The sequence below is a fragment of the Streptomyces sp. NPDC048420 genome (assembly GCF_040651535.1).
Classification (GTDB): domain Bacteria; phylum Actinomycetota; class Actinomycetes; order Streptomycetales; family Streptomycetaceae; genus Streptomyces.
In genome coordinates this window covers 44,577-66,077 of record NZ_JBEZKG010000013.1, presented here as the reverse complement: position 1 = coordinate 66,077, position 21,501 = coordinate 44,577, and the positions used below count along the sequence as shown (strand labels likewise).

23 protein-coding genes are annotated in these 21,501 nt (G+C 71.3%); 10 read left to right on the top strand and 13 right to left on the bottom strand.

Annotated elements, in window-relative coordinates; all coding sequences use genetic code 11:
* From AB0D34_RS25105 to AB0D34_RS25095, 3 genes are all read right to left on the bottom strand, one after another.
* Nucleotides 1–1,143, bottom strand: a complete 1,143-nt coding sequence (locus AB0D34_RS25105; RefSeq protein ID WP_362664957.1) for an acyl-CoA dehydrogenase family protein — start codon at nt 1,141–1,143, stop codon at nt 1–3.
* Entirely contained in the window at nt 1,140–2,294 is a 1,155-nt protein-coding gene (locus tag AB0D34_RS25100; protein WP_362664956.1) for a CaiB/BaiF CoA-transferase family protein, read from the bottom strand. The genes AB0D34_RS25105 and AB0D34_RS25100 overlap by 4 nt, the downstream gene beginning before the upstream one ends.
* Before the next feature lie 108 nt (nt 2,295–2,402).
* Complete coding sequence (locus AB0D34_RS25095; RefSeq protein ID WP_362664954.1) at nt 2,403–2,783, bottom strand: MmcQ/YjbR family DNA-binding protein; 381 nt, start codon at nt 2,781–2,783, stop codon at nt 2,403–2,405.
* A 91-nt stretch (nt 2,784–2,874) separates the two neighbouring features.
* Between AB0D34_RS25095 and AB0D34_RS25090 the strand changes: the two genes are divergently transcribed.
* The gene (locus AB0D34_RS25090) at nt 2,875–4,053 is read left to right on the top strand and encodes a saccharopine dehydrogenase NADP-binding domain-containing protein (protein ID WP_362664952.1); all 1,179 of its coding nucleotides are present in this window, start codon (nt 2,875–2,877) and stop codon (nt 4,051–4,053) included.
* A gap of 7 nt (nt 4,054–4,060) precedes the next feature.
* Here AB0D34_RS25090 and AB0D34_RS25085 read toward each other — a convergent pair whose 3' ends face one another.
* Both AB0D34_RS25085 and AB0D34_RS25080 read right to left on the bottom strand, forming a co-directional pair.
* The gene (locus AB0D34_RS25085) at nt 4,061–4,219 is read right to left on the bottom strand and encodes a hypothetical protein (RefSeq protein ID WP_362664950.1); all 159 of its coding nucleotides are present in this window, start codon (nt 4,217–4,219) and stop codon (nt 4,061–4,063) included.
* Between the two features lie 83 nt (nt 4,220–4,302).
* Nucleotides 4,303–4,992, bottom strand: a complete 690-nt coding sequence (locus AB0D34_RS25080) for an endonuclease V (RefSeq protein ID WP_362664948.1) — start codon at nt 4,990–4,992, stop codon at nt 4,303–4,305.
* Between the two features lie 42 nt (nt 4,993–5,034).
* On the opposite strand from AB0D34_RS25080, the gene AB0D34_RS25075 reads away from it, so the two are divergent.
* The gene (locus tag AB0D34_RS25075; protein WP_362664946.1) at nt 5,035–5,331 is read left to right on the top strand and encodes a YciI family protein; all 297 of its coding nucleotides are present in this window, start codon (nt 5,035–5,037) and stop codon (nt 5,329–5,331) included.
* 3 nt (nt 5,332–5,334) lie between these two features.
* Here AB0D34_RS25075 and AB0D34_RS25070 read toward each other — a convergent pair whose 3' ends face one another.
* Both AB0D34_RS25070 and AB0D34_RS25065 read right to left on the bottom strand, forming a co-directional pair.
* Nucleotides 5,335–5,664 (bottom strand): plasmid stabilization protein, encoded by a 330-nt coding sequence (locus AB0D34_RS25070; RefSeq protein WP_362664944.1) that lies wholly within the window; start codon nt 5,662–5,664, stop codon nt 5,335–5,337.
* 50 nt (nt 5,665–5,714) lie between these two features.
* The gene (locus AB0D34_RS25065; RefSeq protein ID WP_362664942.1) at nt 5,715–6,782 is read right to left on the bottom strand and encodes an oxidoreductase; all 1,068 of its coding nucleotides are present in this window, start codon (nt 6,780–6,782) and stop codon (nt 5,715–5,717) included.
* A gap of 323 nt (nt 6,783–7,105) precedes the next feature.
* Here AB0D34_RS25065 and AB0D34_RS25060 point away from each other — a divergent pair, with 323 nt between their 5' ends.
* Nucleotides 7,106–7,522 (top strand): SsgA family sporulation/cell division regulator, encoded by a 417-nt coding sequence (locus tag AB0D34_RS25060; RefSeq protein WP_362664940.1) that lies wholly within the window; start codon nt 7,106–7,108, stop codon nt 7,520–7,522.
* 734 nt (nt 7,523–8,256) lie between these two features.
* On the opposite strand, the gene AB0D34_RS25055 is transcribed toward AB0D34_RS25060, so the two are convergent.
* Nucleotides 8,257–8,916: a GPP34 family phosphoprotein gene (locus AB0D34_RS25055; protein ID WP_362664938.1), complete on the bottom strand. Its 660-nt coding sequence runs from the start codon at nt 8,914–8,916 to the stop codon at nt 8,257–8,259.
* A 283-nt stretch (nt 8,917–9,199) separates the two neighbouring features.
* Between AB0D34_RS25055 and AB0D34_RS25050 the strand changes: the two genes are divergently transcribed.
* Nucleotides 9,200–10,822, top strand: a complete 1,623-nt coding sequence (locus AB0D34_RS25050) for an ABC-F family ATP-binding cassette domain-containing protein (protein WP_362664936.1) — start codon at nt 9,200–9,202, stop codon at nt 10,820–10,822.
* Here the strand turns inward: AB0D34_RS25050 and AB0D34_RS25045 are convergent.
* A complete protein-coding gene (locus AB0D34_RS25045) occupies nt 10,791–11,510 on the bottom strand; it encodes a MerR family transcriptional regulator (protein WP_362664934.1) in 720 nt (239 codons plus the stop codon). The genes AB0D34_RS25050 and AB0D34_RS25045 overlap by 32 nt on opposite strands.
* A gap of 50 nt (nt 11,511–11,560) precedes the next feature.
* Between AB0D34_RS25045 and AB0D34_RS25040 the strand changes: the two genes are divergently transcribed.
* The 5 genes from AB0D34_RS25040 to AB0D34_RS25020 all read left to right on the top strand — a co-directional run bounded on the left by AB0D34_RS25040 (nt 11,561) and on the right by AB0D34_RS25020 (nt 16,830).
* Nucleotides 11,561–11,995 carry a DUF6194 family protein gene (locus AB0D34_RS25040; RefSeq protein WP_362665431.1) on the top strand — a complete coding sequence of 145 codons (435 nt, stop codon included), beginning with the start codon at nt 11,561–11,563 and terminating at the stop codon, nt 11,993–11,995.
* A gap of 129 nt (nt 11,996–12,124) precedes the next feature.
* Complete coding sequence (gene ddaH / locus AB0D34_RS25035) at nt 12,125–12,901, top strand: dimethylargininase (RefSeq protein ID WP_362664932.1); 777 nt, start codon at nt 12,125–12,127, stop codon at nt 12,899–12,901.
* A 204-nt stretch (nt 12,902–13,105) separates the two neighbouring features.
* Nucleotides 13,106–14,083, top strand: coding sequence for an acyl-ACP desaturase (locus AB0D34_RS25030; RefSeq protein ID WP_362664930.1), 978 nt, complete (start codon nt 13,106–13,108; stop codon nt 14,081–14,083).
* A gap of 538 nt (nt 14,084–14,621) precedes the next feature.
* Entirely contained in the window at nt 14,622–15,383 is a 762-nt protein-coding gene (locus AB0D34_RS25025; RefSeq protein ID WP_362664928.1) for an IclR family transcriptional regulator, read from the top strand.
* 199 nt (nt 15,384–15,582) lie between these two features.
* The gene (locus tag AB0D34_RS25020) at nt 15,583–16,830 is read left to right on the top strand and encodes a PP2C family protein-serine/threonine phosphatase (protein ID WP_362664926.1); all 1,248 of its coding nucleotides are present in this window, start codon (nt 15,583–15,585) and stop codon (nt 16,828–16,830) included.
* Between the two features lie 41 nt (nt 16,831–16,871).
* Here AB0D34_RS25020 and AB0D34_RS25015 read toward each other — a convergent pair whose 3' ends face one another.
* Nucleotides 16,872–17,159, bottom strand: coding sequence for a WhiB family transcriptional regulator (locus AB0D34_RS25015; RefSeq protein WP_362665429.1), 288 nt, complete (start codon nt 17,157–17,159; stop codon nt 16,872–16,874).
* Between the two features lie 318 nt (nt 17,160–17,477).
* Between AB0D34_RS25015 and AB0D34_RS25010 the strand changes: the two genes are divergently transcribed.
* Nucleotides 17,478–18,272: a VOC family protein gene (locus AB0D34_RS25010; protein ID WP_362664924.1), complete on the top strand. Its 795-nt coding sequence runs from the start codon at nt 17,478–17,480 to the stop codon at nt 18,270–18,272.
* A 6-nt stretch (nt 18,273–18,278) separates the two neighbouring features.
* On the opposite strand, the gene AB0D34_RS25005 is transcribed toward AB0D34_RS25010, so the two are convergent.
* The 3 genes from AB0D34_RS25005 to AB0D34_RS24995 form a co-directional block, all read right to left on the bottom strand.
* Nucleotides 18,279–19,304, bottom strand: a complete 1,026-nt coding sequence (locus AB0D34_RS25005) for a LacI family DNA-binding transcriptional regulator (protein WP_362664922.1) — start codon at nt 19,302–19,304, stop codon at nt 18,279–18,281.
* Nucleotides 19,305–19,416: 112 nt separating this feature from the next.
* The gene (locus AB0D34_RS25000) at nt 19,417–20,331 is read right to left on the bottom strand and encodes an NAD(P)-binding domain-containing protein (protein WP_362664920.1); all 915 of its coding nucleotides are present in this window, start codon (nt 20,329–20,331) and stop codon (nt 19,417–19,419) included.
* Nucleotides 20,332–20,345: 14 nt separating this feature from the next.
* Nucleotides 20,346–21,317 carry a multicopper oxidase domain-containing protein gene (locus AB0D34_RS24995; protein WP_362665427.1) on the bottom strand — a complete coding sequence of 324 codons (972 nt, stop codon included), beginning with the start codon at nt 21,315–21,317 and terminating at the stop codon, nt 20,346–20,348.
* Nucleotides 21,318–21,501 lie beyond the last annotated feature (184 nt).

Below are 21,501 nucleotides of genomic sequence, written 5' to 3'. Positions count from 1 at the left end.
TCAGCTCAGCAAAGAACGGCCGATGATCTCTTTCATGATCTCGGTCGTGCCGCCGTAGATGGTCTGGATCCGGCCGTCGGTGAAGGCCCGCGCGACCGGATATTCGCTCATGTAGCCGTAGCCGCCGTGCAGTTGCAGGCAGCGGTCCGCGACCCGCTTCTGGAGTTCGGTCGCCCACCACTTGGCCATGGAGGCGTGGACGGCGTCCAGTCCTCCGTCCGAGTGGTCCTCGACGCAGCGGTCGACGAACGTCCGCGTGACGGCGCACTCGGTGGCCATCTCGGCTATCTCGAACCGGATGTGCTGCTTGGTGGCGAGCGGCCGTCCGAAGGCCTCGCGCTCCTTGACGTACTCGGTGGTGATCTCCAGGAGGTGCTCGGCGGCGGCGATCGCGGAGACGGCGATGCTCAGGCGCTCCTGGGCGAGGTTGGTCATCAGGTGCCCGAAGGCGCCGTCGCGCGCGCCCAGGAGGTTCTCCTTGGGCACGCGTACGTCGTGGAAGAACAGTTCGGCCGTGTCCTGGGCCTTCTGGCCGATCTTGTCGAGGTTGCGGCCGCGCTCGAAGCCCGCCATGCCGCGCTCGACAACCAGGAGCGAGAGTCCGCGGGCCCCGCCCTCGGGCGTGGTCTTCGCGACGACGATCACCAGGTCGGCGATGATCCCGTTGGAGATGAAGGTCTTGGAGCCGTTCAGCAGCCAGTGGTCGCCACGGTCCTCCGCGTGGGTCCGGATGCCCTGGAGGTCGGAGCCCGCCCCGGGTTCGGTCATGGCGATGGCGGTGACGAGCGAGCCGTCGCAGAAGCCGGGCAGCCAGCGGCGCTTCTGCTCCTCGGTGGCGAGGCCGGTGAGATACGGGCCGATGACGTCGTTGTGCAGCCCCAGCGCGAGTCCGGGAGCGCCCGCGCGCGTGAACTCCTCGGCGAGGACGGTGGCGTAGCGGAAGTCGGTCGTGCCGCCGCCCCCGAACTCCTCGGGCACGGCGAGCCCGAGCAGGCCCTGCTTTCCGGCCGCCCGCCATGCCTCGCGGGAGACGATGCCGTCCTTCTCCCACTGCTCGTAGTGCGGCAGGACCTCCCTGGCCAGGAAGGCGCGCACGGTCGCACGGAACGCGTCGTGCTCGGGGGCGAAGATCTGCCGCTTCATTCGGGGCCCTTCCGGAGTTCCTGGTCTTTCACGAGGTCCGGTACGTCCCAGTCTCGTGCCACCTCGGCGGTGTCGGCGCCGGCCCGGGCGGGCCCGGTGCGGACGGCCGTGGGGGTCGCGGAGAAGCGGGGCGCGGGCGCGGGCTGGGTGATGCCGCCGTGGTCGGTGAAGGTGCCGCGGGCGGCGAGGTGCGGGTGGTGCGGGGCCTCGCGCAGCGACAGGACGGGCGCCACGCACGCGTCGGTGCCCTCGAAGACGGCCGCCCACTCGTCACGGGTACGGCTGCGGAAGCGGGCCGCGACCGCCTCGCGCAGGTCGCCCCAGCGGGTCCAGTCCTTGCGGGCGTCGGAGAAGTGGGTGAGGCCGAGGAGGTCGAGGAACCGGTCGTAGAACTGCGGCTCCAGAGCGCCCACCGCCATGTACTTGCCGTCGGCGGTCTCGTAGGTGCCGTAGTACGGGCAGCCGCCGTCGAGGAGGTTGGCGCCGCGCCGGTCCTGCCAGCCGCCGGCCGCGGTCATGGCGTGGATCATCGCGGCGAGGTGGGAGGTGCCGTCGACGATCGCGGCGTCGACGACCTGGCCGGTGCCGGTCGCGCGCGCGTGGTGCAGGGCGGCGAGGACGCCGACGACGAGGTAGAGGGAGCCGCCCGCGTAGTCGCCGAGGAGGTTTGCGGGGACGGCCGGGGGACGGCCCGGTTCGCCGATCATGCCGAGGGTGCCGGTGAGGGCGATGTAGGCGATGTCGTGCCCGGCGCGCTGGGCCAGCGGTCCCTCCTGGCCCCAGCCGGTCATCCGGCCGTAGACGAGGGCGGGGTTGCGGGCGTGGCAGTCCTCGGGGCCGACACCGAGACGTTCGGCGACGCCGGGGCGGTTGCCCTCGATCAGGATGTCGGCGCGGGCCGCGAGGTCGAGCACGCGCACGGGGCCGTCGGGGGCCTTGAGGTCGACGACCACCGAGCGCTTGTTGCGGTTGGTGATGTCGTGGTCGGGGTTGATCGCGAGTGCGGCACCGCCGGGGCGGGACACCTGGACGACGTCGGCCCCGAGGTCGGCGAGGAGCATGGCGGCGAACGGGCCGGGCCCGATACCGGCCAGCTCGACCACGCGCACGCCGGTGAGCGGGCCGTGCCCGGGCGTCGTTGCCGTTGTCATCCAGCCCCCATTGGCGTGACACAACCGATGTAACACCAGTGATGCTAAGAACGTGTTCCAGTGGACACAAGACCGAACGAGCAAGCGCTTAGCCAATTATCGGCCCGGTCACCGCTCCTCGAGCTCCGCTATCAGCCGTTTCGGCGCGATCGCGCGGTAGCTCTCCTCGACCCAGTCGCACAGCAGGTCCGCCGCCGGTGCACCCTTCTCCGCGAGCGGGACCCGGACCCAGCCGGCCTTGCCGAGGCCGTAACCGGCGGGCTCGGCGCCCGGGAAGGTCAGCGCGTGGGCGTGGGCCTCGGCGCCCTTGAGCTTCACGGTGACGCCCATCGGGTAGCTGCCGTCGCTCATGCCCAGGAAGACGAACACCTTCTTGTTGACCTTGGCGACGGTCTCGCCCCACGGGAACTCTTCGGTGGCACCCGGCAGCGCGAGGGCGAACTCGCGCGCTTTCTCCCACTTCGTCAGGGCATTCCTGGGCACGGCCACCGTCCCACCTCCGGGCTCGTCGTCGGGCTCCGCACTCCTCACGCTAGCCTCGGCCACCGACAACGGCGCGTGCGACGGGATCTGGAGTGTCATGAGCAGGCTGAAGAGGTCGGAGCGTCCCTACGACATCGTGCTGTTCGGAGCGACCAGTTTCGCGGGAGCGCTCACGGCGGAGTATCTCGCCGCACACGGCCCGGAGGATCTGCGCTGGGCGATCGCCGGCCGCAACGAGGACAAGCTCCGGGCGCTGCGCGAGCGACTGCCCGAGGGCACGGACGTCGGGGTGCTCACAGCGGACGTGTCGGACCCTCAGTCGCTGCGCGCCCTCGCCGGGCACGCGCGTGTGCTCGCCACCACGGTCGGGCCCTACCTGACGTATGGCGAGGAGGTCGTCGCCGCCTGCGCGGAGGCGGGGACGGACTATCTCGACCTCTCCGGCGAGCCGGAGTTCGTGGACCTGATGTACGTCCGGCACGACGCACGCGCGCGTGAGACGGGCGCACGGCTGGTGCACGCGTGCGGGTTCGACTCGATCCCGCACGACCTGGGGGCGTACTTCACGGTCCGGCAGCTGCCTGAGGGCGTGCCGCTCACCGTCGACGGGTTCGTGACCGCGGACGGCATGGTCTCCGGCGGGACGTTCGCCTCGGCGCTCAACCAGTTCGCCCGGGGCCGGCAGATGATCGCCGCCGCACGGGACCGGGGACGGCACGAGCCCCGCCTGGTGGGTCGGCGGGCCGCCGCGCCCGCCGGCACCCCGCGGTACGCGCAGGAGGTGGGCGCCTGGGCCCTGCCGCTGCCGACCATCGACGCGCAGATAGTCCGGCGCTCCGCGAAGGCCCTGGAGCGTTACGGTCCCGACTTCCGCTACCGCCACTACGCGGCCGTACGGCATCTGCCCATGGCGGTGGGCGGGGTCGCGGCCGTGGGCGCGCTGTTCGCGGCGGCCCAGCTGCCGCCCGCCCGGCGCTGGCTGTCCGGCCGGGTCAGGCCGGGTGACGGGCCGAGTGCCGAGAAGCGGGCGAAGAGCTGGTTCTCCGTGCGTTTCGTCGGCGAGGGCGGCGGTCGTCGGGTGTTCACCGAGGTCGCGGGCGGCGACCCCGGATACGACGAGACGGCGAAGATGTTCGCAGAGTCGGCGCTGTCCCTGGCCTTCGACGACCTCCCTGAGACGTCCGGTCAGGTCACGACGGCGGTGGCGATGGGGGACGCGCTGATCGACCGGCTGCGGCGGGCCGGGATCACCTTCCGTGTGGCATCGGCTCGATGAGCCCGCGTCAGAAGGACCAGCCGGCCACCGTGTAGATCATCCCCACGATCCAGCCGAGCCCCGCGAGCACGCCGAGGACGAGTGCGGCGGTCACGGCGCGCTCGACGGGCCGGTTCGGGTCGGCGAGGGGCTTGGGGGAACTGTGGGTCATGCGGTGCGTCGTCATGCGGGACAGCCTGCCGATCGCACCGGGGCACGCACATCCGTACAGATACTCAGACGACGTACTCAGTACGCCGCCGGGCACGGTCAGGAGGTCGCCTCCCGCAGCGCCCGTCGGCACAGCGCGTCCGCCCTGCGCGTCGTCTCCGGCAGGCGGTAGGCCGGCGTGAGTGCGATGGCGTGGGCGCAGGCGTTGTCGAGGCTCACGCGGTGCCCGACCGAGACGAAGACCGGTTTGACCGCCTCGCGCGTGCGCAGGGCCCGGCCGACCTCCTCCGCGCCCGCCAGCAGCGGCGTCCACGCGCCGCGCCGGGCGCCGGGATCGTCGTAGGTGAAGGTGAACGGGTTCTTGGCGATCCCGATCGCCGGCAGGCCGGTGAGGACGCCGAGGTGGCTCGCGAGGCCGAAGCGGCGGGGGTGGGCGAGGCCGTAGCCGTCGCAGACGACCAGGCCGGGCGGGCACGGAAGGGTGTCGAGGGCCGCCAGGACGGTGGGGAGCTCGCGGAAGGCGAGCAGGCCGGGGACGTACGGGAAGGAGACCTTCCCCACCGCAGTCGCCTCGGCCACGACCCGCAGAGTCGCCGCGTCCAGCACCACGGCCGCCGCCGCGACGACGTCCCGTTCGTCGTCGTAGGCCACGTCGACCCCGGTGACATGGCCGCTGCCGGGCAGCGGGCCGGGATCGTCGAGGACCACCCGAGTCCTCAACTCGTCCTGGACGGCGCGTGCTTGTTCCTCGTTCGCGGGCCAGCCCGCGGGAATGTCTACGGTCGTCATGGTGGGAACGAGGGTACGGCGGAGCGGCGTAGGCTCGCGATCATGTTCATACTGGAGCTGACCTACACCGCCCCTCTCGATGCCGTGGACGCCGTGCTGCCGGCGCATGTCGCCTGGCTGGACGAGCAGTACGGCAAGGGAGTCTTCCTGGCGTCCGGGCGCAAGGAACCCCGCGACGGCGGCGTGATCATCGCCGTCGCGGAGAACCGCGCGCGGATCGAGGAGATCGCAGAGGGCGACCCGTTCGTCACGGCCGGGGTGTGTGCGTACCGCATCACCGAGTTCGCCGCGACGAAGACCGTCCCCGCGCTGGAGGAGTACCGGGAGACCGTCGGCTGAGTGTCAGCTCTTGCCGCCGAGGGCGCGCTGGAGCTGGCTCTTGTTCATGTCCGAACGGCCCTTGACGCCCTTGCGCTTGGCCTCCTCGTAGAGCTGGTCGTAGGTCGGGCCCTGGGAGCCCTTGCCGGAGCGCTGACCGCCCCGCTTGCCGGACGACATGTCCTGGGTGGAGGTGCGGCTGGCGCTCTTGGACTCGCCGGAGCGGGCGCGTTCCTTGTTGACGGTCCGCGCCGCGATCTCCTTGGCGCGTCCGGTGCTCTCGCCCCGGTCCTCCGCGCTCTTCTTGATGTGCTCGTACTGGCGTTCGCGCTTCGGGTTCGAACCGGCTGGCATAGGGGATCACTCCTTTCGCCGTCGGCGACCGGGTACCCACATTTCGCCACTCAGTTCTCCAGCCGGGCCACCCGCCCCTTCTCCCCGGCGGCCCAGCAGCCGCCGTCGACCGTGCAGTCCACGGTGTCGTACGAGCCGCTGTCCACGGTCCGCCAGGTCCGGCCGCCGTCCGTGGTGAGGTCGGTGCCGGTGGGGCCGACCGCGAGGGCGGCGGAGCGGCTGTGGGGAAGCCACGCCACGCCGGAGCGGTAGGCGTTCACCGGGACCGCGGCGGGCCGCCAGGAGGCACCTCCGTCGCCGGTGCGGGCGGCGGCCTGAGGGGAGCTCTGGTCGGGGCGGTAGTCGCCGCCGACGGCGAGTCCGTGCGCACGGTCGCGGAAGGCGAGCGCGAAGACGCCCTTGGCCGGGTCGCCCGCCGGGATCGGTGTGTCGGAGGCCGTCCAGGTCAGGCCACGGTCTGCGGAGTGCAGTACGCGCGCGCGTGCGGCGCCGCCGGTGGCCAGCCAGACATCGCGCGGGCCCGAGCTGACCAGGCACTGGCCGCTCGCCGCGAACCCCGCCTCGCCGTCGAGCGCGGCGGGCATCCCGGTGTTCGGCAGCACCTTCCAGGAGCGGCCGCCGTCGGCGGTCGACAGGATGCGGAACTTCCCGTCGACCGGGTCGCTCATGGCGAGGCCGTGACGGCGGTCGAAGAAGGTGAGGCAGTCGTAGAACGCCTTGGCGTCGGTGTTGCGGAAGGACTCGGTCCAGGTCGCGCCGCCGTCCTCGGTGCGGTACACGCGGGACGCCTCGCCCTCCCCGATGGCCAGCACCACCGCCCGGCGGGCGTCGAACGCCTCGATGTCCCGGAACTGGAGCTCGGCGGCGCCGGGCGGCGAGACGTTTCGCCAGCTCGCTCCGCCGTCCGTGGTGCGCAGCACGGTGCCCTGGGTACCGGCCAGCCAGGCGGTGTCCCGGCTGACGGCCGAAAGCCCCCGGAACCGCACCTCGGGGGTGCCGCTGTCCTTGAGCTCCCAGTGCGGCGTACGGCCGTCCGGGCCGTACGCCTCGGCCGGTACGGCGGTCAGGGCGGCCAGCGCCGCCGCACAGGCCGCTCCCGCGGCGAGGGTCCGGCTCATCAGGCCCACCCGTCTCCAGAATCGCGTGTTCCCCGTGTTCCCCGTGTTCCCCGTGTCCCGCATGTTCCCCAAGCGCCTCATGGCGGGCGAAGCTAGTGCACGCCCTCGGCGTCGTCCAGATGCCCTCGGCAGTCAGCCGGGTGGTGCGCAGGTCGCCACAAGTGCCTCTCGGGGCACGGGAGGAGGGCTGGATCACACCCGTGCATGAAGACGGTGACAGAGGTCACTCGACTTTCGTGTACACGGACTGGCCCATTCCGACGTCTCTTCCAGTGCCCGTCCCGTCCCGGAAGTCCAACCAGCCGTCACAAGGGAGCAAGGCGTTGTCCACCGTCATCGAGCAGCCCGTCGAGGCCCGTCTCGTCGCCGCGGCACCGCGGATGCCGAGCATTCCCGCCACACTGCACTACGACCGCTGCGATCCGTTCGCCGTCCGCATGACCTTCCCCGCCCCGGCCACCCTGGAGGGCGTCGAGGTCTGCTGGACCTTCAGCCGCGAACTGCTCACCACCGGCCTGCACGAGCCCGACGGCCATGGCGACGTCCGGGTGCGGCCGTACGGCTACGACCGCACGGTTCTCGAGTTCCACGCCCCCGAGGGCACCGCCGTCGTGCATGTGCGCACGGGCGAGCTGCGCCGCTTCCTGGAGGCCACGAACGACCTCGTGCCGACCGGTCTGGAGCACCTCCAGCTCGACCTCGACCACGACCTGGCGGAGCTGATGCGCGACGCCCTCTGAGGCGTCCCGTCGGCCATGGGCCCCCAACAGGGTGTCGGGCCGGCGCAGCCAGGCGTGCGCGTCGAACGTCCCCGCGTCCAGCAGCTCCCGCGCGACGCGGCGGACCAGGGCGTGCGCGGCCTGGGCCAGGCCCGGAGCGGAGGCGGGCAGCGTCGGGTGCGGCTTGTTCCGGGACGGCCGGTTCGAGGACGGCCGGGTACGGACCGCGTCGGTACGGCTGGCCGAATACGGAGTGCGTCGGTACGGCTGGCCGGTTCCGGGACGGCCAGGCACGGGCCGCGTCGGGTAGGGCCGCGTCGGGTAGGGCCGGGCACCAGGACAGCCGGACACCAGGAACGGCCGGACACGGACCGCCTCGCGTACAGCCGGTACCAGGACAGCCGGACACCAGGGACGCCCGGACACGGACCGCCTCGCGTACAGCCGGTACCAGGACAGCCGGACACCAGGACAGCCGGGCACCAGGGACGCCCGGAAACGGACCGCCTCGGGTAAGCACCGCGTCGGGCAAGGCCGGTACCAGGGCAGCCGGACACCAGGGACGCCCGGACACGGACCGCCTCGGGTACAGCCGGTTCCAGGACAGCCCGATACCAGGACGGCCCGGTACCAGGACGCCCGGTACCAGGACGGCCCGGCGCCGGGCCCGGTCATCACGATGGTCAGTGGTTTGTCGACGTCCTAGGCCAATCCGTCCGTCCGCCAGTCCTCCGCCGCCGGGAACCGGAGACCGCTCAGGCCCCCGCCGCGACCGAGGTCGCCGCCACCGCCGCGCGGACCCCGTCGACGACCTTCCGCAGCGCCGGAGCGGCCGTGTCACCGCGCTCGACCAACTCTTCGACACGCTTCTCGTACCGGGCGGCCTCCTCGCGGGTCCACAGCGTGCGCAGCCCGGCCGCGGCCGCGAGCGCGATCAGGGCCGCGTCCCGCTCGGACAGCTCCACGACCGGCATGGGCCCCCGAAGGACCTGCCGAGCCTCCTCCTGCAACGCCTCGACCGCTGCCGGGCGCTCCAGGTCGTAGTCCACCGTGGGAAAGAGCCCGAGGGCCCGCTTCTTCCTGGGCCGCAGATATCCGCCCGCGGCGAGTTGTTCCCGTACGGCGTCCAGGGTGAACCGGTTCCGGAGCGTCACCCAGGCGCGCCACCGGTGCGGCCGGGACTCGTGGACCAGTTCGAGCAGCCCGTCCAGGACGGGGTCCCCCGGGTACGCGTCCAGGTCGGCGGGCGTGGCGATGCCGTCCTCGTCGACGAGCAGACCGAGCCGGGCCAGTTCGACGAGGGCGCCGGCCCTGACCAGGCGGGGCACCTCGTCGGCTCCCACGACCTCGGCCTTCGAGATGTCCCAGGCCAGCAGGTAGAGATGGGCCGGCAGGGAGAGCGGGCCGTCGGGCACGGGGCCTCCTCGTGAGCGTTAATCCGTTGACAGCTCTTCGGCCGCCTCGTACGTTGTAGAACGGTTCTGTTGTCGTCGATCGGAGAAGGACGTTGCTCGTCTGAGGTCCTGAGACACCGTGTCACACACGTGAGGTGTGTGCACCGCGTGCGACCTCGGCATACGAGCCGTTCCCGACGAGCAGGGCCTTTTTCGCGCCCCCGGATCCTCTCGTCTCCCGTCGGTCGCAGGTGTCTCGATACGCGTTTGCCCCTTCTCGCTTCGAGCAACCGCGGAGACTCGTATGTCTACATCCGTCACCTGCACCACCCTCGCCTTCTCCTGGCCCGACGGCACCCCCGTCTTCGAGGGCCTCGACATCGCCTTCGGCCCCGGCCGGACCGGTCTCGTCGGCGTCAACGGGTCAGGAAAGTCAACCCTGTTGAAGCTGATCGCCGGTGAACTCGCCCCGGCCGACGGCACCGTGCGCGTCGCGGGCGAGGTCGGCTACCTCCCGCAGAACGTCACGCTCGACACCGGCCTGAAGGTCGACGAGGCACTCGGCATCTCGGCGCAGCGCGCCGCCCTGCACGCCATCGAGGCGGGCGACGTGGCCGAGGAGCACTTCGAGACGGTCGGCGACGACTGGGACGTGGAGGAGCGGGCCCTGGCCACCCTCGGCGAACTCGGGCTCGGCCACATCGGGTTGGACCGCGGGATCGGCGAGGTCTCGGGCGGCGAGTCGGTGCTGCTGCGCCTCGCCGCGCTGCTGCTGCGCCGACCCGACGTCCTGCTCCTCGACGAGCCGACCAACAACCTGGACCTGTACGCCCGCAGGCGGCTGTACTCGGCCGTCGCGTCCTGGCCGGGGGTCATGGTCGTGGTCAGCCACGACCGCGAACTCCTCGACCTGGTCGACCAGATCGCCGATCTGCGCTCCGGGGAGGTCACCTGGTACGGCGGTAACTTCTCCGCCTACGAGGAGTCCCTCGCCGTGGAACAGGAGGCGGCGGAGCGGATGGTGCGGGTCGCCGAGTCCGACTTCCGCAGGCAGAAGCGCGAACTGGTGGACGCTCAGGTCAAGTTGGCCCATCGCAGGCGTTATGCCCAGAAGATGTACGACTCCAAGCGCGAGCCTCGGGCCGTGATGAAGCTGAAGAGCCGCTCGGCGCAGGTGTCCGCGGGCAAGCACCGGATCATGCACGAGGAGAGGCTCTCCGAGGCGAAGGAACGGCTCGACGAGGCGGTGGAGGCCGTACGGGACGACGACGAGATCCGCGTCGACCTGCCGTACACGGCCGTACCGGCGGGCCGTACGGTCCTGACCCTCATGGACCTCCAACTCGCCTACGGAGCACGGGTGAAGGGCGGCTTCGACCTGCGGGGCCCCGAGCGGGTCGCGCTGATCGGGCGCAACGGCGCGGGCAAGACGACGCTGCTGCGCACGATCGCCGGGGAGCTGGAGCCGGTGTCGGGCGAGGCGACGGCCCATGTGCCGCTCCGCTTCCTGCCCCAGCGCCTCGACGTCCTCGACGACGGGCTGTCGGTCGCCGAGAACGTGGCCCGGTTCGCACCGGGCGCCACCAACAACCGGGTGCGGGCCCGTCTCGCCCGCTTCCTGTTCCGGGGCGCCCGCGCCGACCAGCAGGCCTCGACCCTGTCCGGCGGCGAACGCTTCCGGGCGGCGCTGGCCGCGCTGATGCTGGCGGAGCCCGCACCTCAGTTGCTCATGCTCGACGAACCGACGAACAACCTCGACGTGGCGAGCGTTCGGCAGCTGACGTCAGCCCTGGAGTCGTACGAGGGCGCCCTGGTCGTGGCAAGTCACGACCTGCCGTTCCTTGAGTCGATCGGGATCACACGCTGGCTGATGCTGGACGGGGAGCTGCGCGAGGTCACTCCGGAGACCCTGGAGCTGCCCGCGTAGCGTCCGCGGCGGTGACGACGGCCGCCAGATCGGCGCCCGCCCGGAGCAGCGCCACGCTCCGGGCGGCGATCCGGTCGAGCCGTCCCCGCAGGATCCGCCGGGCGTCCTTCAGGCCGTCGAGGCCGTCCAGGGCGCCCATGACCTCCCGCACGGCCGGGATGCCGTACCCACCGGCGCGCAGGGCCACGACGACGCGCGCCGCCCTGATCGCCGCGGGGCCGTAGCGGCGCGCGCGCAGGGTGGTCACCCGCTCCGGGCGGAGCAGCCCTTCCTCCTCCCAGAACCGCAGGGTCGAGGACCGTACGCCGAGCGCCTCCGCGAGCTGCGTGATGGTCATGAAGTCGTCGTCCCGGCCGTCCTCCTCCTCGGCCCGGATGCCCTGGAGCGCCCGCTGGGCGCGCAGCACCTCCGCGCGCTCCCGCGCGAGCCGGGCGTGGACCTCGTCGACCGCCGAGGCCGCCTCCGTGACCGTCGCCGTCCGCAGCTCGGCGAGCAGCCGCCGGGCCTCGACGGGGCCGACGGCGCCGGCGAGCCCCCGGTAGGCGCGCAGGGCACACACGTGGAGCGGCGTGTAGGAGCGGTAGCCGTTGTCCGACCGTACGGCCGGCGGAATCACGCCCAGCCGTTCCAGGTCGCGCACCTGCTGCGCCGAGTACCCGGACTCCCTGGCGACGTCGGTCGTGCGCATCGTCCGGCCAACCTCACATAGCACTTGAAGGTCACGCTTGAACCATGAGTATGGAGCAGATCATCGCGACCGTGCGCGGCTTCGACGGGGCACTCGTGGTCGTCCCGGAGCCGGGTGGGGACTTTCCCGAGATCGCGTGGGGCGACGCGTTCTTCTACTACGCCCCCGACGGGCAGGCGCCCCGGAACACCCAGCCCTACGGGACGGTCGTCACCAAGGACTACCCCGGCGACACCGCCTCCGAGCTTGACCCGCCGGGCCGCTGGCGGGTCAACGTCCACGTCGGCCGTACGGCACTTCCCGAACTCCTCGGGGAGTGGCACGACCCCGCGGCGGCCGACGTGCTGCTGCCGCATCCGGTCTACGGCACCCTCGGCTGGATCTGCGTCGTGAATCCCGGCGCGAGGACCACCGGGACCGTCGTACGACTGCTGCGCGCGGCCCATGAGGCGGCACGCGCGCGTGCGGCGCGGCGGCGCTCGTGAGCCCTGGAGCGTCTCAGGAGGGCCACAGCCTGACTACGGGGGTTTTGTCGACACCGACCGGCGCTGCATGATGGCTGACCGGCGGCCGTCACGGGCGCCGCCCCCGTCCCGCCGATACGGAGTTCCCTCGTGCCCAGCAAGAAGGCCCTCGTCCGCCGCCCCAGCCCGCGCCTCGCCGAAGGTCTGGTGACGCACGTCGAGCGGGAGAAGGTCGACGTCGATCTCGCGCTCGAACAGTGGGAGGCGTACGTCGAGGCCCTGCGCACGCACGGCTGGGAGACCGTCGAGGTGGACCCGGAGGACGACTGCCCGGACTCGGTGTTCGTCGAGGACACCGTCGTCATGTACAAGAACGTGGCCCTGATCGCCCGCTCCGGCGCCGAGTCCCGGCGCGAGGAGACCATCGGCGTCGAGGAGGCCGTCGCGCGCCTGGGCTGCTCGGTGAACTGGATCTGGGAGCCCGGGACCCTGGACGGCGGTGATGTGCTGAAGGTCGGTGACACGATCTACGTGGGCCGCGGCGGCCGCACCAACGCGGCCGGCGTCCAGCAGCTGCGGGCCGCCTTCGAACCGCTCGGGGCCCAGGTCGTCGCCGTACCGGTGAGCAAGGTGCTGCATCTGAAGTCGGCGGTCACCGCGCTGCCCGACGGGACGGTCATCGGGCACATCCCCAAGGTGGACCGGCCTTCGCTCTTCCCGCGCTTCCTGTCCGTACCGGAGGAGGCGGGCTCCCATGTCGTCCTGCTCGGCGGACCCAAACTGCTCATGGCGGCCAGCGCGCCGAAGACGGCGGAGCTCCTCACCGACCTCGGGTTCGAACCGGTCGTGGTGGACATCAGCGAGTTCGAGAAGCTCGAAGGCTGTGTGACTTGTCTCTCAGTACGGTTGCGTGAGCTGTACGCCTGACCGGGTGATCGAACACTCCAGCGGCCTCGGACCTGCGATTCCGGGGCCGCTTGTCATGACCGCGGAACACCGCTGATCAGGGATCTTTACGGCACGCTTAACCTACGGTCTCGTAACCTACGGTTTCGTAGCCTACGATTCCGTAGGTTCCCGGCGCCGCTCGCCGACCCCCTCCCATCATCTCCGCGTCCCCCTGGAGCACCTATGACGATCACCTCCCCTCACCTCGGCAGCCCGTCCTCCTCCTGGACCGACGCGCGACTGCTGTACGCGTTGGAGGAAGTGGTCGAGACCGAACTCAACCGGCATCTGAAGGTCACCAAGGACTGGATGCCGCACGAGTACGTGCCGTGGAGCGACGGCCGCAACTTCCCCGGCTTCTTCGAGGACGGCGAGGCCTGGGAGAAGGGGCAGTCCAAGGTCACCGAGATCGGCCGGATCGCACTGGTCGTGAACCTGCTCACCGAGGACAACCTCCCCAGCTACCACCACGAGATCGCCTCGCTCTTCGGCCGCGACGGCGCCTGGGGCACCTGGGTACACCGCTGGACGGCCGAGGAGGGCCGCCACGGCATCGTGATGCGGGACTACCTGCTCGCCTCGCGCGCGGTGGACCCGGACAAGCTGGAGCAGTTCCGGATGGCCCACATGAGCGAGGGCTTCGAGTCGGACAACCGCCACTCGATGCTGCACTCGGTGGCCTACGTCTCCTTCCAGGAGCTCGCGACCCGCGTCTCGCACCGCAACACCGGTCACCAGTCCGGGGACCCGGTCTGCGACCGCATGCTGGCGCGCATCGCGACCGACGAGAACCTGCACATGGTCTTCTACCGGAACCTCCTGAAGGCGGCCTTCGAGCTGGCGCCCGACCTGACGATGCAGGCGGTGCGCGACGTGATCGTGAACTTCCGGATGCCCGGCCACGGCATGCCCGGCTTCGAGCGGGCCGCCGCGCAGATGGCGATCGGCGAGATCTACAACATGCGCATCCACCACGACGACGTGCTCCAGCCCGTCCTGCGCTTCCTGAAGGTCATGGAGATCGACGGCCTCGGCCCCGAGGGCCAGAAGGCGCAGGACGAACTCGGCCTGTACATGGGCGGACTGGACGCGGAGGCCCTGAAGTTCGACGAGAAGCTCGCGGCCCGCAAGGCGCGGATGGCGGCTCGCGCGGGGGCCTGACCCCGACCTGGCCGGGCCCGCCGAATATCCGGTGCGGGCCACCGGCCTCCTGCCTGGCCTGATTGATCGACGCCGACGCCGCCGCGCGGGTACGGCGGCGGATCGGCGCGCCGCCCACGCCGCCCTGAAGCTGACCCCGGCCCCCGCCTCCGTGCCGGGGTGGATCCCGGAGGAGTCGGCGCGCCGCCCACGCCGCCCTGAAGCTGACCCCGACCCCCGCCTCCGTGCCAGCGTAAATCCCGGAGGAGTCGGCGCGCCGCCCACGCCGCCCTGAAGCTGACCCCGACCCCCGCCTCCGTGCCAGCGTGGATCCCGGAGGAGGACGACCCGAACTCAACGCGGTCGTGTAGGACACGGTTCGGCCGGCCCGGCGATGCGGCGGGCGGTGCTGCGGGGCGGGCACTCGGGCGTTCTGGTGACCGGTGCGCCTGCCTCTGGGTGCGTTGCTTGGACATGGCGTGCAGCACGTCGGTGCGGCGGCAGGACGAGAAGGGGCGCGCGCCTTGCCTGCGTCGTGTGCTCGGCGCACGCTGGTCGTATGGGTGCTCACGACGGTGGCCCTACGCTCATCACTTCCGTGCAGCGTGCCCTCCGCCTGCTGGAGGCGGTGAGCGCCCACGAGAACGGTGCGCCGGCGAAGAAACTGGCACGTGAGACGGGACTGCCCCTGGCCACCGCCTATCACCTGCTGCGGACGCTGGTCCACGACGGATACGTGCGGAAACTGGACGACGGAGGGTTCGTCCTGGGCGACAAGCTGCAGACGCTGCACACCACGGGCCGCGGGCAGGTGTTGCTCAGCCGTGTCCGCCCCGCGCTCGCCGCTCTGCGGGACGAGCTCGCGACCGCCGCCTACCTGACCTTCTACGAGGAGGGTGAGATTCGGGTGGCCGAGATCGTCGACGGCCCCCAGGCACCCCGTGTCGACCTCTGGGTGGGATTCGAGGACGCGGGTCACGCCACCGCGTTGGGCAAGTCCGTGCTGCGAGAACTGGATGACGCCTCACGCGAGGACTACCTCTCCCGGCATCCCCTCGCCGACCTCACACCACGGACCATCACCAGCCGACCGGAACTGCTCCGGCGACTCGACTCCTCACCCGTGGCCCCCGCCGTCACGGACATGGAGGAGTATGCCCTCGGTACGGTCTGTGTCGCCGTGCCGGTCTACAGCGGGGACACACTCGGCTCGCTCGGCGTCTCACTGCGGGCGGACCGGCTCTCACGACTCGAGGAGATCCTGGCGCGGCTGATCCCGACCGCGAGCCGCGTGACCAGGGGTCTCTCGCTCACTATGTGAAAACCCCCTCCTTGTGACGCCCGGGCCCTACCTCTTTCCTGGATGAAAGAGACATTTCAGCAGCCCCGCACAAGGTGAGGACTACGGACGAAGGATGAGTCAGGTTCGAGACCACGGCGACGACCCATGGCTGATTCGGCCGTTCAGGAACCGAGTGGCCGGTCCCGGGCCGGCGGCCCGGAAACGTGCCGTCGCGCAGTTGGCCGCCAGTACACCCGCACTGCCCGTGCTGATCGTCTCCGTCGTCGTGCTCGTCGACGTCGTGTGCGGCGCAGGGACGATCTGGCTGCCGCTGCTCGCGGCCGGGCCGGCGCTGGCCGCCACCACCGGCGGCCCGCGCGGAGTCCTCTGGATCGGCCTTCTCGCCGCGGTACTGGGCGCGACGCTCGGAACCCGGGACGGCGTTCCGGGACATGAGCTGACCGCGGTACTGTCCGGTCTGGCGGCCGTCACGCTGGCAAGCGGCCTCGCAAGCGCGTTGCGCGGGCGTCGTGAACGGGTTCTCGCTGCCGTCCGCTCGGTCGCGGAGGCCGCCCAGCATGCGCTCCTCAAGCCCGTGCCGGCGACTGTCGGCCCCTTCCAGGTGGCCGTCCGCTACAGCGCCGCGGCGGCGGAGGCCCGTATCGGCGGGGATCTCTACGCGCTGGTGCCCACCCCTTACGGGGTCAGGCTGATCGTCGGCGATGTGCGCGGCAAGGGGCTGCCGGCCGTGGGGACCGCCGCACTCGTACTCGGTGTCTTCCGTGAGGCCGCCTACGACGAGCCCGATCTCCTCGCCGTCGTCGACAGGATCGAGCGGAGCCTGGCGCGCAACCTCGGCGCTGACGACTTCGTCACCGCCGTGGTCGCCGGGTACCCGCAGGCAGGCCATCTGGAGGTGGTCAACTGTGGCCACGCGCCCCCGCTGCTGGTGCGCGAATCCGGCGCCGTCGTGGCGGTGGAGCCCGCCCACCCGGCCCCGCCCCTCGGGCTGCGCGCCCTCACGGACGAGACCCCCAGCCTCCAGGTGCTGGCTTTCGCCGACGGGGATCAACTGCTGCTCTACACCGATGGGGTCACCGAGGCCCGCAACCACAGCCGTGAGTTCTATCCGCTCCCCGAAGGGCTGGCCCGCCACTTGTCCGACGAGCCGGCCGACACCCTCACCGCGCTCCATGACGAGCTGCTGGCGCATGTGGGCGGCCGACTGCACGACGACGCGGCGCTGCTCCTGCTCCGTAAACCGGCCGCTTCCGCAAGCGAAGCCGCCGTTCCCGAAGCGGTGTCGGACGCGGGTCGTCGCGGCAGCGGCTCACGCTCCGTCCCGTCCCGGTCCCGGGCCTCCGCCGCGGGCGCGGGCGCGGTCGACGGAAGCCGGGCTGCCGAGAAGAGCGAAGGAGCGGCGGCGCCGGACATCCCCGTCGTCACTCTCCTTACTGAGAAGAGAAACCCCTGGTCAACGGCGTAGCGCGGTGCGCCCCCGGCAGGATTCGCTCCCGGCCCGTCGGCTCACCGGTTCTCCAGTCGTCGCATTTCCAGCCGCTCCTTCTCGGAGAGGCCGCCCCAGACCCCGAAGCGTTCGTCGTGGGCCAGGGCGTAGTCGAGGCAGGCCGAGCGCATCTCGCACATCCCGCAGATGCGCTTCGCCTCGCGTACCGAGCTGCCCGGCTCAGGGAAGAAGAAGTCCGCCCCGGTCTGCGCGCACAGCGCCTGCGCCTGCCAGGCGAGGTCGGCCGGGGTGATGGTGTCGGTGTGCATGGCCGAAATCGTGCCGGGCAGCGAAAAACGTTCGATCAACGCGGGATCAACGCCGCCGTTCACGGCCTCCGGCCACCTTGATGGTCTACCTCCCGGTGCGGGCGCGCACGGCGGCGCGCGGCGGCCCGCGGAAACGGTTCCTCCGGCTCGTGCCGACGTCCCGGCGGCGGTGATCGCCGCCGTCTCGGCTCGCCCCTCCCCGGTCGTGGGCCCGCATGTCCGCCGCGAGACCGCACCCGCTCACCCACCGCCAGAACGGCCACGGCAGGCCCGCGGCGGCAGTTCTGGCAGCGATTGTCAGTGGTCGGTGCAAGACTCGGCAGAGCAGGCAACGGGACCCTTCAGAGGAGGGCAGAGATGCTCACCACCCGTTATGTCACCGGCGCTCCGAACTGGCTCGACCTCGGCACCCCGGACATCGACGGCGCCACTTCCTTCTACGGCGGTCTGTTCGGCTGGGATTTCCAGCCGGGCCCGCCAGAGGCCGGCGGTTACGGCTTCTTCCAGCTCGCCGGGCGGACCACCGCGGGCGGCATGCAGACCACCGCGGATCAGGGCCCGCCGTCCTGGACCGTGTACTTTCAGACCCCGGACGCGGACGCCACCGCGAAGGCGGCCGAGCAGGCGCACGGCGCGGTGCTGATGCAGCCCATGGACGTGATGGACCAGGGCCGCATGGCGATCCTCGCCGACAAGGCGGGCGTGTCCTTCGGCATCTGGCAGCCGGGGCGGAACAAGGGACTCGACGTCACCCAGGAGCCTGGCTCGCTCTGCTGGGTCGAGCTCTACACCGCCGACCTGCCGATGGCCGCCTATTTCTACCGCGCGGCACTCGGTCTGGAGACCTACGGCGTCGACTTCCCCGGCGGCACCTATACGACCGTGCTGCCGGACGGGCAGAGCGGGGACGCCATGTTCGGCGGCATCGTGCCGCTCGCCGACGACCCGCTGGAGGCGGAGGCGGGGGCGTACTGGATGCCGTACTTCGAGGTCACAGACACGGACGAGACCGTCGCGAAGGCACAGGAGCTGAGCGGCCTCGTCCGGCTGCCCGCAGTCGACGTGCCGGGTGTCGGCCGGATCGCCAAGCTGGCCGACCCCTACGGCGCCCGCTTCGCGGTGATCAAGAGCGTGCCGCAGCAGTCGTCCTAGCGGGGCTCACGCCGAGGCGCGCCGCACCAGCGTGGTGGGCAGTACGACACCGGCCGGTGCGGCTGCTCCGCCCGTGGGGTCGAGGTTCCGCAGCAGCAGGCGGGCCATCAACCGCCCCATCTCCTCGATGTCCTGACGGACTGTCGTGAGCGCCGGATCGGTCTGTTCGGCGACCGGCAGCATGTCGTCGAAGCCGATCACCGCCACGTCCTCGGGCACCCGGCGCCCGCACTCGCGCAGCACCCGCAGGGCGCCGGACGCGGTGAGGTCGTTGGCGGCGAACACCGCGTCCACGTCGGGGGGGTGGTCGAGGAGTTCCCGCATCGCCCGCTCCCCGCCGGCCGGGGTGAAGTCGCCCCGTACGACGAGCTTCGGGTCGGCGGCGCCCATGACGTCCCGGTAGCCCTCGAGACGGTCCGCCGCGGAGGTCTGGTCGAGGGGGCCGGTGATGTGGGCGACGCGGGTGCGTCCGAGGCCGACGAGGTACCGCACGGCCTCGCGGGCGCCGCCCCGGTTGTCGCTGTCGACGTACACGACGTCCGTACCGCCGTCGCTCCATCCCGGCCGGCCGCCGAACACCGTGGGGACACCGGCCCGTTGGATCAGTCCGGGCAGTGGGTCGTCCAGGTGCAGCGAGAACACGAGCGCGCCGTCGACGTGCCCTCCGGCGAGGTAGCGTCCGACGCGGGCATGGTCGTCACGGCCCTCGGTGAGCAGCAGCACGAGTTGGTTGTCGTGGGCCGTCAACTCCTTGCTGATCCCCCGGAGTTGCAGTGCGAAGAAGGGGTCGGCGAAAACCCGGGTCTCCGGCTCGGCGACCACCACGGCGATGGCGTCGTGGCGCCGGGTGACAAGACTGCGGGCCGCCTGGTTGGGCACATAGCCGAGCTCCTCGACGGCCCTGCGCACGCGTTCCACGAGCGGCTCCCTGACCCCGTCCCCGCCGTTCACCACCCGGGACACGGTGGCCCGGGACACACCGGCCCGCGCGGCCACGGCCTCCAGAGTGGGGCGCGGCGCTGTGTCGGTCACTTCGGGGCTCCTCGTCGGCGGGGTGCGGCTCAGGATAGCTCCGCCGGACGAGGTGGTGAGAGCGCTCTCGCCGTCGGCGAAAGAGGCTCGGGGTCGACACGCACGACCGGGCTCACCCCAGCAGATCCACCCGCCGCCCCACCCCCTCCCGCACGGCCCGCCCGTACGCCGTCCACGCCAGCGCGAGGTCCTGCCAGGGCAGCCCGACGGGAGCGTAGACAGTGCGGTCCGTGTCGCTCGTGCGCCCGGGATGCTCGGACCGCACCACCTCACCCAAGATGGCGTCCGCCGACCTCAGCACGCCCACGGCCGCCGCGAGTTCACGGTCGTCGACCACGAGGAGCGCCGCGTCCAGCAGGTCGGACGCCAGCTCCGCCTTCCCCGGCTCGTCCACGCCGAGGCTGGTGAAGTGCTGCCCCGCCCTCGTGTCCGCCAGGCTCAGCAGCGGCTTGCGGGACCAGGTCGCCGACACCACGACGTCGGCGGCCGCGGCGACCTCCGCCGCGGAGGAGAGCACCTGCCCGCCGTGCCGCGCGGCGAACTCCGCGGCGCGGTCGGCGGAGGTGTCGTGAACGAAGAGGGCGCTGCACGGCCGTAGCGTCGCCAATCCCCGTACCGTCAACTCCGCCTGGGCGCCCGCCCCGATCACGCCTACCGCCTCGCCCGGTCCGGCGAGCAGATGTGTCCCCAGTGCCGCCGCCAGCCCCGTCCGCCATGCCGTGACGGTCGCCGAGTCCAGCAGGGCGAGGAGCTCGCCGTCGGTGCCGCTGTGCAGGCAGATCACTCCGCGCAGGGCGGGCCGGGCGGCGGGGAACTTGGCGTTGACCTTCACCGTGTAGGCCGGGATGCCGGGCAGCAGGCCCGGGATCAGGGCGGTCGCCGTGCCGGGGAACGGGAGTTCCGTACGCACCCGCTGTCCCGCGATCGCAACGGACTCCGCGTCCCGGAAGCCGTCCCGCAGCGCGCCGACGCAGGCCTCAGGCTCCAGCAGCGCTTCCAGGTCACCGCGCGAGAGGAGAAGAGTCACGCGTCCATGATCGGTCAGTGCTGGTGCCCGGCCAACCCGTTTCCGTGCTCGTGCGGCTCGTACCCGGGGATCGTCCCGTCCGGCCGCTTCACCAGGAACAGGCCCACCATCCCCATGTCGGAGTGGCTCTGCACATGGCAGTGGTACATCCAGGCGCCCGCCCCCACCCCCTCCCCCGCGACCACCTGGAAGCCGAAGGAGTCCGCGGGGCCCACGATCTTGTTGTCGATGACCTGGCTGGGGTCGTCGGGGCCGGTGAGCATGCCCGTGCGGTTGTCCGCCCAGCGATGACCGTGCATGTGGAAGGTGTGGTAGTACTCGCCGTGCGTGATCATCACGAACTCGACCCGATCGCCCACCGTGGCCTCGAAGTTGGGCCCCGAGTGCGCGGGCTTGTTGTTGATGAGCATGTCGTTGAAGACGATCGTGTGCGTGGCGTCGGGGAGGATGTCGCCCTTGCGGCGGACGATCACCGGGCCGTAGAGGCCCTTGCGGATGCCGGTCGTTCCGTGTTCCGTGCCGACCACGTGGTCGTGGTAGTGCCAGTAGCCCGCGCTGCCCGCCCGCCAGGTGCCGTCGCTGCGGCGGCCCGGCAGATGGGTGCGCCAGGTGTAGGTGCGGGTGCCGCCCGGCTCGACGTCGCTGTGGTTCAACTTCGTGCCGTCGCTGGAGATCTCGTAGTCCAGGCCGTGGACATGCAGGCTCGCCCTGACGTCCATGGTGTTCTCGAACTCGATGTGCAGGGTGTCGCCCTCGTTGAGCTCGATGAGCGGCCCGGGGATGGTCGCCCTGCCCTTCTCGAAGCCGTAGCCCATCTGACCGTCGGCGAGTCTCTCGGCGTACAGCTTGATGTGTCTGACCTCGCCGCCCGGTGGGGCCACCGTCGCCAGTGTGTCGACGCTCATGGCCTCCGGAGCCACCGACAACGATGTCGCGACGGCCGCGCCACCGAGCAGGAGCCGTCGGTTGAACCCGCGTCTGTCCATTGCGCCCATGCGGAACTCCCCACCCTGATACGGATATTGCGGAGACGTACCTGTGATGAACCTGTGAGACGGTACCGGCCCTGAGGCTGTTTATCCACACTCAGGACAAAGTTCGTGCGATCCCGGTCATAGGTATTGGCGTGTGACGCAAAGCCGTCTAGCTTCCTTGGCGCTGTGGCCGTGA